The 12076-nt window shown below is 41.8% G+C and carries 5 protein-coding genes; 3 read left to right on the top strand and 2 right to left on the bottom strand.

Going from position 1 to position 12076, the window contains the following annotated elements:
• Positions 1 to 8: 8 nt before the first annotated feature.
• A complete protein-coding gene (locus tag HMPREF1212_RS21365) occupies positions 9 to 1811 on the top strand; it encodes a RagB/SusD family nutrient uptake outer membrane protein (RefSeq protein ID WP_046151015.1) in 1803 nt (600 codons plus the stop codon).
• 106 nt (positions 1812 to 1917) lie between these two features.
• Here the strand turns inward: HMPREF1212_RS21365 and nadB are convergent, their stop codons facing one another.
• A complete protein-coding gene (gene nadB / locus HMPREF1212_RS21370) occupies positions 1918 to 3486 on the bottom strand; it encodes an L-aspartate oxidase (protein ID WP_046151016.1) in 1569 nt (522 codons plus the stop codon).
• A 203-nt stretch (positions 3487 to 3689) separates the two neighbouring features.
• On the opposite strand from nadB, the gene HMPREF1212_RS21375 reads away from it, so the two are divergent.
• Complete coding sequence (locus HMPREF1212_RS21375) at positions 3690 to 4385, top strand: TapB family protein (protein ID WP_046151017.1); 696 nt, start codon at positions 3690 to 3692, stop codon at positions 4383 to 4385.
• Positions 4386 to 4829: 444 nt separating this feature from the next.
• Here HMPREF1212_RS21375 and HMPREF1212_RS21380 read toward each other — a convergent pair whose 3' ends face one another.
• A complete protein-coding gene (locus HMPREF1212_RS21380; RefSeq protein ID WP_046151018.1) occupies positions 4830 to 8780 on the bottom strand; it encodes a two-component regulator propeller domain-containing protein in 3951 nt (1316 codons plus the stop codon).
• Positions 8781 to 9059: 279 nt separating this feature from the next.
• Between HMPREF1212_RS21380 and HMPREF1212_RS21385 the strand changes: the two genes are divergently transcribed.
• Positions 9060 to 12074, top strand: coding sequence for a SusC/RagA family TonB-linked outer membrane protein (locus HMPREF1212_RS21385; RefSeq protein ID WP_046151019.1), 3015 nt, complete (start codon positions 9060 to 9062; stop codon positions 12072 to 12074).
• Positions 12075 to 12076 lie beyond the last annotated feature (2 nt).

The raw sequence follows: 12076 nt of genomic DNA on the forward strand, positions 1-12076 counted from the left end.
ATACGAAAATGAAAAGAACGATTCTATTTGCAATTATATCGGCTTGTATTCTTTCATCCTGCGATATTCTGGATAAAAAGCCGTTAGGATATATTTCAGATTCGGATGTGTGGTCCGACCCGAGTCTAATGGACAGTTATCTGGCCGAGCTATATGCCCAAACACCTGTGTTCACCAATGATGCAACAAGTACCGAATGGGATAAATACAGTGCCATCCAGGTCGGAATGTTCTATGTAAATGAACTTTCCGATGAGTGTACTTATAACTGGGGACTTCAAAACAGGGGTGACATCATCCGGTATAAAGGAGGAAACTGGACTATACGAGGTGGATTACTGGAATACTGGGAGCTGCCTTACAAGACAATCAGGAACATAAATATTTTCCTGGACAATATAAAGATGGCAAATGCCTCTGGCGAATATATTAAAACCCGTGCTGCTGAAGCCCGCTTTTTAAGAGTTTTTAATTATTTTGCTATGGTAAAAAGGTATGGAGGCGTCCCTCTGATTACCAAAGTGCAAGAGTTGAATGATCCGAAAGAAGAGTTGTATCCCAAGCGGAATTCAGAACAGGAAATCTATGATTTTATCTTGTCGGAAGTAGATGAAATCGTAAAAGATTTACCGGAACAAATCGAGTCGGCTGAGTTAGGCAGGATCAGTAAATATGCAGCATACGCCCTTCAATCGAGAGCTGCGCTATATGCCGGCAGTATTGCCCGCTATGGAAAGGTGCAGTTGGACGGCTTGTTGGGAATACCGGAGAATATGGCTGACAGCTATTACCAAAAGTCGTATGAGGCATCTAAAGCGATTATAAACTCAGGTATGTATACCTTGTATGACAAAGAGGCGGATAAGACGGAGAATTTTAAAAATATCTTTTTAGTGAAGGACAATCCGGAAGTAATCCTGGCGCGGAAATACAATGGTGTCTCCGATGGTGGCATTGCCTGGAAATATGATTTTGCCCAATCGCCTAAACCACAGGCATGGAATGCAGGGAATAAAAATGCTCCTTACCTGGAAATGCTCGAGTCGTTTGAAAAGATAGACGGAACTCCGGGAACCATCGACAGGCAAGAGTTAACATCCGGTCTTTATTCCATAGACGAACTTTGGGGAAACCGGGATCCAAGATTTCATGCTACCTTCTATACCGAAGGAACGCCTTGGAAAGGAGGTACGATAACTTTTTATAACGGACTTATAAAAGAAAATGGAGAGATTCAATCCGAAGGTTCATATAACGGAGTATTGGCACAAGGTGACCAAAGTGTAGACGGTCGTTTCGGTACAGGTTTCGGAGTTATGAAATATCTGGATCCGGATGCCAACAATATGGAAGGTATAGAAAATTCGAAAACCGACTATTTAGTGTTCCGCTATGGAGAGATCTTTTTGAATCTGGCTGAAGCTGCTTTTGAATTAGGAAAGCCTGGAGAAGCACTCGACGCGGTCAATACGATTAGAAACAGATCCGGGATGCCTTCCAAAACGAACATCGATAGGGAAGCTATTCGCGCGGAAAGAAAAGTAGAATTGGCATTTGAAGGCCACCGTTACTGGGATTTGAGAAGATGGAGACAAGCAGAAACGGTTCTGACGGGAGGAAGATCCGGTATTCGTTATTATCTGGATTATGCTACAAGAAAGTATAAAGTGGGAATAATAGAAAATGTGGAGATCTCTTTTGGCGATGGAGGAACACTTCCTTTGTTCAGGCCGCATTATTACTATTTCCCTATTACGACGACACGGACAGGGGCTAATCCGGATCTTATTGAAAACCCTGGATATAATTAATGTTGTAGTAAACACGAATATCCGGAAATAAGAAGGGAATGTAATCTGAATGACACTATGGTAATCGGATTACATTCCCTTTATTTTTATTATGCAACTTGTGCTGTTATTTCTTCACCGGCGGATAATCCAACGTATAATGCAACCCGCGGCTTTCCTTTCTTTCTATCGCCTGGCGCATGATCAGATACCCTACATTAATCATATTACGCAGTTCACAAATATCCTTCGAAGCGACCGACCGTTTGAACAAACTTTCCGTTTCCTCGTAAATGATATCCAGGCGATCCCATGCACGTTTCAGACGCAGGTCGGAACGGACGATGCCGACGTATGTACTCATGATCTGCCCCACCTCTTTTACACTCTGGGTGATCAATACCATTTCTTCCAGCGAAGTGGTACCCTCATCGTTCCATTCAGGGATACTTTCCTGGTAACTTAATGAGTCGATGATATTAAGACTATGTTTGGCCGCAGCGTCGGCATAAACAACCGCTTCGATCAGCGAGTTGGAAGCCAGGCGGTTGCCGCCATGAAGACCGGTGCAGGAACATTCGCCTACGGCATACAGGCGGTCGATAGAAGAACGGGCATCCAGGTCTACCTTGATACCGCCACACAGATAATGCGCCGCAGGAGCAACCGGAATATAATCCTTGGTAATATCGATACCCAGACTCAGGCACTTTTCATAAATATTGGGGAAATGCTTCTTCGTCTCTTCCGGATCTTTATGTGTAACATCCAGATAAACATGATCGTCACCACGTGTGTCCATTTCATTCTTGATGGCCCGTGCCACGATATCTCGCGGAGCCAGCGAAAGACGTTTATCGTACTTTTGCATGAACTCCTTTCCATCCAACGTACGCAAAACGCCACCATAACCACGCATCGCTTCCGTGATCAGGAAAGAAGGACGATCGCCGGGATGATACAATGCCGTCGGGTGGAATTGAACGAACTCCATGTCTTTTACAGTCCCTTTGGCACGGTAAACCATCGCGATACCATCGCCGGTAGCCACCAACGGATTGGTGGTAGTCTGGTAAACAGCTCCGACACCACCTGTCGCTATCAGGGTCACTTTCGAAAGGAATGTATCGATCCGTCCGTCCGGATCCATGATGTAAGCACCGTAGCATTCTATATCCGGCGTCTGGCGGGTGACGGTGACACCCAGATGGTGCTGCGTCAGTATTTCAATTGCAAAATGATTTTCAAAGACAGTGATGTTAGGATGCTTTTGGATCGCCTGTATCAGGCTGTCCTGTATCTCGGCACCCGTATTATCCTTATGGTGAAGGATGCGGAATTCGGAATGGCCGCCTTCACGATGCAGGTCGAAGTTCCCTTTTTCATCTTTATCGAAATCGACACCCCAGCTGATCAGCTCTTTGATTTGTTGAGGAGCGTTGCGCACAACCTTTTCAACAGCATCGCGATCGCTGAGCCAGTCGCCCGCAATCATTGTATCTTCAATATGTTTATCGAAGTTATCGACGATCAGGTTTGTCACCGAGGCGATACCCCCTTGTGCGAAATATGTGTTAGCTTCTTCCAGATTAGTTTTGCATACCAGGGCAACTTTCCCTTTACTGGCTACTTTAAGTGCGAAACTCATTCCTGCAATACCGGAACCTATCACTAAGAAATCGAATCTTTGTACCATAAGACATTACTGTTTAGACCGCCAAAGTTAGGAATTAACTTTTATGGTTGTACCTTTAGATGCCCCCTTTCCTTATAAATAAGGCTGAAATAGATATTCTTTTGCTATTTTTAAAGGAATAGCCCTGAACATTCGGGGGCTTCCCCTGTTCTAACATGGCATTGGATATCCGGCTTATTATTAATACTTAAACGTTTTGAAATATGAAATCTAAAGTTTTACTGTTAGCTTTAGCCTCTATGTTGGCAGGCGGGGCTATGGCACAGGATTGTACATTCTTTTTCCCTACGACAAAAGGTACTAAACTAGTGAAAAAGAGTTATGATGGCAAAGGTAACCTGTCAGGTGTGATGACTTATGTAGTGGATGAGGTGGAAAACAAACAAGGCGGACTGGAAGTCGAAGCCGATTACGTGTTCGTCAATAATAGCGGAACGGTTATCGATAAAGGCGAGCTGGAAGCTTTTTGCCAGGATGGCGAATTCTTTATGGATATGAAAGAGATTCTGTCCAACCCGTCTTTTGTTACTACAACGAATACCGCAGTGGCTGCAACTGATGCCGTGATCAATTACCCGAGCGTAGCACAGGGAGCTTCTTCGGATGATGTCTATTTCGACGATGCAGTGATCAACATTTATTCAAAGAAAAACCGTAAGGACAGAAAGAATATCTCGATTTACGACCGCGAATATGTGAAAACGGAAGAGATTACCACTCCGGCAGGAACATTCGATTGTACGAAGGTAAAATTTAAAATCAAATCACGTTCCCCGAAAGAAACAATCGAAGGTTACGGATACGAATGGTATGCTCCTAACATTGGAGTTGTCCGTACAGAACAATACAACAATAATAATGTATTGCAATCTTATTCCGTACTCGAAGAAGTAAAATAAGAGGAGTTCCCGTATTCGGCTCCTGAGTGCCCCGCAGTTTCTTCCGTAGGAAACTCCGGTTTCCCTAGGAGGAAATTACAGTTTCCCAGGGAGGAAACGCCAGTTCCCTATTCGGGAAACTCCAGTTTCCTAAAGTAGAAACTACGAGGAAACTGTAATCGACTGACAATTATCGTTATATCCTTTTTATGGGAATAAGGGGATTCAAGTAAAATATATTCCTTTTTGGAATTGTTTGACCGGTTTAAGTGGATACGCTGTTGCTGTGAAGCGGCGGCGTATTTTCTTGGTATTTTTACCAGAGACCAACAAGAACTAAGGTTTAAATATCCCCCATTTGGGATACAAATCCCCCAAAATAAGGCAGCATAGGTACTTCTTTTCCCTATTTTTCGTGTAAAAAGTAAGATATTCAGGCAAAATAAAGGCTATTATTAGCAAAAACTACCTTAGTTCTTGTTGGACTATGTTATTATTGTTCTTGTTTTCTTCTTTGAACTGGCTGGGGGTAACCCCTTTTATTTGTTTGAATATTGTGCTGAAATAACGTTGGTAAGTGAAACCCACTTCAAATGATATTTCGGAGATACTCAGGTCCGTATGTATTAACATGGAGGATGCTTTCTCTATTCTGAGTTTGTTGATGTAGTCATTTACTCCCATATCGGTGAGTGCTTTTACCTTATTATATAATGAAGCGCGGCTCATTGCCATATTACCCATTAAGAATTTGACATCCAGATCCGGATTTGACAGATTAGTATAGATCAGGTTATTCAGTTTAACCAAGAAAGTCTCATCTGCATTACTGATTGTCGAATCTTGCGGCAGAATAGTAGTTGCCCTCTCTTTGTATTTTTGTTTTATAGCCTCCCTGCTTTTCAGCAGATTGACAATGATCGTGAGAAGAAAATCCAGTTCAAATGGTTTTGACAGATAAAAGTCCGCACCGAGTTTATAACCGGTGGATGTACTATCCTGATCGCATTTGGCTGTAAGCAGAATAATGGGAATGTGGCTGATCTCGACATCTTCTTTGATATGCCGGCATAGTTCGTATCCATCCATACGCGGCATCATAACATCACTTACAATGATATCGGGTTGCCTTGTTTTTATGAGATCCAATGCCGTCATACCATCTTCTGCCGTATAAATATGATTGAATACGTCTTTGAACGAATCTTTCAGAAACATGCGAAGTTCCTGTTTGTCTTCGACGATTAATAATGAGTAGTTGGAACATGAAACGTTTATGGCAGATATATCCAGGGGAATAGGGATGTTTTCGCTGTTGTTGTCGTTCATCATTTCTTCCGGCAAAGATGTATCGGTGAGGATAGGTAATTCATAATAGAATGTTGCCCCTTTATCCGTATTGTTATAGGCACCGATGTTTCCTCCATGCATTTCGATTAATATTTTGGCATAAGACAGGCCGATGCCGCTACCGCTTTTATTGTGTTCTCCTTGGTAAAAGCGACTGAATAATCTGCCGGAATCAACATTCTGTAAACCAATACCCTGGTCTTTGACGGAAATCCGTACAAAGTTATTCATCCGTTGGGTCGATATTGTTATTTCTGTCTGCTGGTCGCTGAATTTTAAAGCATTCATAAGCAAATTGGACAGGATGATCTGGCATTTCCATTCGTCAAACCAGATATATTCGATAGAATCATCCAATTCGTATTGCAAGTTGATCTTTTTCTCTTCATATTCGTTTCTGAAATCCTCGGATACCGAGCGTACCCATTCATTTAATGTATGGGGAAGTTTCTGCAACGGCTCTTCTCCTGTTTTAATCCGGTTCAGGTCCAGTACCATGTTGATAATGTTTTTCATCTGCCGGGCCTGCTTATATATGCTGTTTAACTGATCTTTGATCAGTTCGGGTTTGAGCTTGTCGTTACTTCTGTCGATCAATCTTTTTAAAGGGGCATAAATCAGTGTTAATGGTGTTCGTAGTTCATGGCTGATGTTTACAAGGAAACGTATTTTCTCCTCATTGACAGTCTGTTCATGTTCTTTCATTTCCCATTTCAACTTGTTTTCTTTTTTCCGGATAATCAGATACACTATACCTGATAGCAATGTGAGAAATAATAGGATCATGCTGGAAATAAACCAATTGCTTTTATACCAGGGAGGCGTTATATGGAGTGTGGCAATCTTTATCGGCTGGCTCCAGATGCCGCTTTTTGTATTGCACGATACCAGGATGGAATAACTACCGGGGTTTAATGACGGTAATTCCAGCTTGTGATTATAGGATTCGATGTATTGATTGTTGAGGCCGGAGATACTGTAACGGAATAGAGCCTTGCGGAATACATCTTTTTCATTCAGGTTGATGGCTATGGATAAAGAGGTATAATTCCAGGGAATATTGATATTCTTCTCTTTCTCATCAAATTTGTTCATATAGGAGCTTCCGTTAAATATAATGTCGGCCAGTTCTATCTGGGGTTGTAGTTTATCGTTGTAGGATATGTTTTTATCAATTTTTACTAAGCCGTTTGTTCCTGCCAGATAAATGTTATTGGTTTTTGACGGTTTCTGGTACATGAATAATATTTCATTGGGAGAGAAGCCGTCCGATTCGCTCCACACAACGAATCTGTTCTCATTTATCACATAAGAGAAAAGCATGTTCTGGGCGCATATCCAAAGCCTGCCCTGGTTATCAAGAAATAAATGGGTGATGTTATTGAATAACCTGGTCTCAATCCTGTGTAAAATCTTTTCATTCTTGTTGTAATAGCTGAGTCCCCGGTCGCTGCCGATCCAGAATGTTCCCTCTTTATCGTATGAGAGTGAATGGATTGTTTCGGAAGGGTCGACACTGAATAAGATATGTATACTGTCATTTTTCTGTAATCCTTCCAGCACATAATGTTCTTTGATCAGGTAAGTCAGGGAATCGTCTGCATAAACCAGGTTAAGCGCTCCGGGATCAATTTCTTTCTCATTCATCTTGAGAGAAGAGAATTGTCTGGTGACCGGGTTATAGATAAGTGCACTTTGCGACAAGATATAGATTTTGTCTTCAGCAACTTTATGGGTAAGCGGCATGTATCCGGAATAACACTCCTCGATATTGGTGTCGTGGTCCAAAATGGTAAAAGGTTTGTATTCTCCTGTCTTTTTATTGAAGATAAAAACTTCTTTGCTATATAATGAGACAAGCAACTCAGAACGGGACAAAGATGTAATTGAAGCGACTTTATCTCCGTAGGTGGAAGGATAATGTCTGAACTTTCCTGTAAAAGGATTGTACCGGTTTATGCCTCCGCCATCCGTACCGATCCATAAAATACTGTCTTCGTCTTCGTGCAGGCTGATTATTGCTTTTTCGCTGAGTCCGTTAGTATTATTCAGCGCTACGTCTTTATATGTTTTTATATAGGTCTCTTTGATTCCGAATATGCCGCCTCTGACACTGCCTGCCCATAAGTTGTTTTCACTGTCTTTGTAAAGGACGGTGATGGAGTTTACCGGAAGTGAGCTGATATCACCGGGAATATGTTTTATGCAGCTGATTTCCTGGGTTTGAAGATTAAGTATATTGATTCCTCCTCCATCGGTCCCCATCCAGAGATCTCCGTCTTTCTCCAGGATGTCGAGAACTATATCATTACTTAATTGAGAGTTTTTGGTGGTGTAATTGGCTATTAGTTTTCCGTTCGGGCTATAGCAGAATAGTCCTTTATTGTAGGATGATAAATAGATATATCCGTCTGATCCCAGATATACGTCCAGCAGGGTGGTATGATTTCCGAACGGAAGTTTGTCCGTATGACCGGTTTTGTAATTATAGGTAAACAGTCCGTTGTTTTTGGTCGCAATAAGGACCAGATGATCGCTGAAAGATAGCAGCTTAATGATATCATGCAGCGGCAGATTGTTTGAGTCGAAGACTGCTTTCTGTAATTGTTTGTTTTCGGGATCGTATGTATAGAGACTGCTCTCTGCCCCTAGTAAAAGCCGGTTTGGTAAGTTCAGGTATGAGAAAACCTTTTCCTTGAGAATCAGGTCGAAAGAATTATTCTCAGGATTGTATAGGGCGAGCCCTGTATTGGTAGAGATCCATATATTCTTTTGCTGGTCTTCTGCAATGAACTGGATATAGTTACCGGGTAAGGAGTGAGGGTTTTCTTTTTCGTTGAAATAGTTTTTCAGCTCATACTGGTCGAAGCAATTGAGACCGGATTTGGTTCCGATCCACAGCATTCCCTTGTGGTCGCACAGGATACAGTTTATGCTGGACTGCGACAAGCCGTTCTCTATAGCGATCTGTTTAAAATAATAATTCGTATTGCTACCCCAACTATTACCGATGTATCCGCATACAGAGAACAAACAAAATAAAAATGTAATAATATGTTTAATCATTGCAATTTATTTGCTACAAAGATATATTTAAATATTAAGTTTCAAAGTAATTTCACCTATATAAAATATATCTGCATCTTTAGCTTACTCCTTTGTTTATGGGCTTTTTAGATGAAAATAGACAATAGAGGAACAGATTTAGACAGGATTTGATGCCTTTTCATTCCGAACCGCATACTTTTGCCAGCGTATGGATTATATACATAAAATAATTAAATTTTATAATCTTAGATCTATATGAATGTTCCTTGGTTTTATAAATCTTAAATTGAAATTCTTATGAGGAAAATTGTAATTCTGTATTTACTATGTTTAGTTTGGTGTACAGGTTTTGCGCAGCAAAAGATAAACGGAGTCGTCTATGAGGCTGAAACGATGGAGCCGCTGATTGGTGTAGCGGTAATGGTAAAGGGTACAACGAACGGCCAGACAACTGATCTGGACGGTAAATTTTCTATTACAGCTTCTGTCGGTGAAACACTTTCCTTTTCTTATTTAGGAATGGTGACACAAGAAGTGTCTGTAAAGAGCGGTATGGCGGATCTGACTATTAAATTAGTGAAAGATGCCATGAATATAGAAGAGGTGGTAGTCGTTGGATACGGTGTCACCCGTAAACGTGACCTGGCCGGGGCTATTACTTCATTGAAAACCGATGAAATAAAGGCTGGTGTTGTAACCAGTACGGCACAGTTGTTAAAAGGCCGTGCAGCTGGTGTACAGGTAAAACAAAACTCGACGGAACCGGGTGGAGGTATTTCCATTCGCGTCAGGGGAGCTTCTTCTATCAGTTCGAACAACGAACCATTGTATGTAATCGATGGCTTCCAGACAGAGATCGGAAACCAGATCAACCCCGAAGATATCCAGTCTATCGAGATCCTGAAGGACGCCGCTGCTACAGCTATCTATGGTGCAAGAGGTGCTAACGGTGTTGTTCTTATTACAACAAAGAAAGGTACGAAAGGAGCATTCAATGTCAGTTACTCCTATAATGCATCTGTGAAGAACCTACAGAACCCTTGGAAACTGATGGATGCCCAGGATGTGATGGGTTATAATATGAAAGTGTGGGAAGATAACGGCAGTTCCGGTAACCCTCCGTATACTCAGGAAGAACTTCAATATAAGGGAGCAGGAACGGACTGGATCGATGCAACCACAAGGACAGCAATGACACAGACTCACCAGTTCTCTATTACCGGAGGTAGCGATAAGATGACTATGTCTATTTCAGGTAACTATCTGGATGATCTGGGCGTATTGCAGAATACTAATTTCAACCGTTTCAGTGGCCGTATGAATATGGATTACAAATTGAACGATAGAATTCGTTTCGGTTCAAATCTTTATATGGCCCGTTCCAACAAGAACTTTCTGAATATGGGTACGAATACGACTACCGACAACGTTATTTATAACATCTTCATGATGTCTCCTTTGACAACTGTCACCGGTGATGATGTATTTGGTAAAAAAGGGAAGAAACCGGGCATCTTCAGTGAATTGAACGATGTGGATTTCGAAGATATCACAAATAATATGTATGTTACCCTGTATGGTGAAGCCGATATCCTGAAATCATTGACAGCACGTGTTCAATATACATACAGCAATGATAACGAAAAATATCAGAAGTACTATCCGAAAAGTACGAATGTCGGTAAAGCCAACGACGGTCTGGCAACGATCTGGAACTATAAGAATGATAAACAACAGATGGATGCTTTATTGACCTGGCACCAGCAGTTTACGGAAAAACATGACGTGAAAGTTGTTGCCGGTACGACCTATACCAAACATATCTACGAACAGAACGGAATGCAGGGGTTCGGTTTCTCTACGGACGAATTCTCCTTCAATAATATGGGAGCTGCCCAAACGGTACAATGGATCAATTCTTCCAGGGAAGACAATACGACCACTTCTTTCTTCGCAAGAGCGGAATATGTATTGAACCAGAAATATATTATCAATGCTTCTATCCGTGCAGACGGCGCTTCAAACTTCGGACCGGGTAATAAATGGGGATATTTCCCATCCGCTTCTGTAGCCTGGCAATTGGGTGACGAACCTTTTATGAGTTTCATCAAACCATTGTTCTATGATTTTAAACTGAGAGCCAGCTATGGTGTTACCGGTAATGACGGAATCGGTAATTATCTTTCACAGCGTAAATTTGCCATGACAGACGTATATCTGGGGGGCGGTTCGATCGTGAAAGGTATGTATCCTTCCAATCCGGAAAATAAAGATCTGAAATGGGAATCTACTTCACAGCTCGACCTGGGTATCGATTTTTCTTTGCTGAACAAGCGTATTGAAGTGAATTTCGACTACTACGATAAACGTACGAAAGACCTGTTGAATCCTATTTCAGTATCCAGTTCCACGGGTGGTTTCCAGACCATGACGGGTAATAACGGTAAAATCCAGAACAGAGGTTTTGAATTGTTCATCAAATCCAATAATATCATAAACCATAACTTCAGTTGGAATACGACATTCAACATTTCACGGAATAAGAACAAAGTGCTGGAACTGAATCAGGGGGAAGCCCGTTTCGAATCGGTTAGTCCGCAAGGCTGGTACAACTGGGAAGAATACGCTATGCTGAAGGAAGGTTACCCGTTGAGTTCATTATACGGTTATGTATTTGAAGGTATTATCCAGACTGGAGAAACGTATGCCGCACAACCGGGATCGGTTCCGGGTGACCCGAAGTTTAAAGACCTGGATGGTGACGGACAAATTACAATCAATGACCGTGAAGTGATTGGCGACGGTAATCCGGATGTGATCCTGGGTATCGGTAATAATTTCAAGATCCGTGATTTCGACTTCTCATTCTTCTTCGACGCCTCTATCGGTAACGACTTGCTGAACTTGTCGCGTGTGGTATTGGAAGACAACAACCGGTTGATTGATTCGAAAGACAGATGGACGCAGCATAATCCGTCCAATGAGATACCACGTAACGGATATAGAAAAGATGCCGGTGTTAAATACGGTTCTTATATTAACTCACGGTTTATTGAAAATGCAAGTTACCTGAGATTGCAGAATGTGGAACTAGGCTATACGCTGCCGTTGCAGAAATGGGGAAATATGTATAAGTATGTCAAGAACCTGCGTGTATTTGTCGGTGCACAGAACCTGTTTACCATCACCGGATACACAGGCTTTAACCCGGAAGTAAGTACGAATGGCGGTAAAGCTGTTTCACAGGGACTTGACTTTAGCTCTTATCCTGCTTACAGGACATTTAACTTTGGTGCAAAAATAATTTTTTAAAT

Origin of the sequence: Parabacteroides sp. HGS0025 (genome assembly GCF_000969845.1) — a bacterium.
GTDB classification, from domain to species: Bacteria; Bacteroidota; Bacteroidia; order Bacteroidales; family Tannerellaceae; genus Parabacteroides; species Parabacteroides gordonii.

Excerpts from the sequence above, each read along its gene's own strand:
- HMPREF1212_RS21365 (WP_046151015.1), top strand. The coding sequence starts at position 9 with ATGAAAAGAACGATTCTATTTGCAATTATATCGGCTTGTATTCTTTCA.
- HMPREF1212_RS21385 (WP_046151019.1), top strand. The coding sequence starts at position 9,060 with ATGAGGAAAATTGTAATTCTGTATTTACTATGTTTAGTTTGGTGTACA.
- HMPREF1212_RS21380 (WP_046151018.1), bottom strand. The coding sequence starts at position 8,780 with ATGATTAAACATATTATTACATTTTTATTTTGTTTGTTCTCTGTATGC.
- nadB (WP_046151016.1), bottom strand. The coding sequence starts at position 3,486 with ATGGTACAAAGATTCGATTTCTTAGTGATAGGTTCCGGTATTGCAGGA.
- HMPREF1212_RS21375 (WP_046151017.1), top strand. The coding sequence starts at position 3,690 with ATGAAATCTAAAGTTTTACTGTTAGCTTTAGCCTCTATGTTGGCAGGC.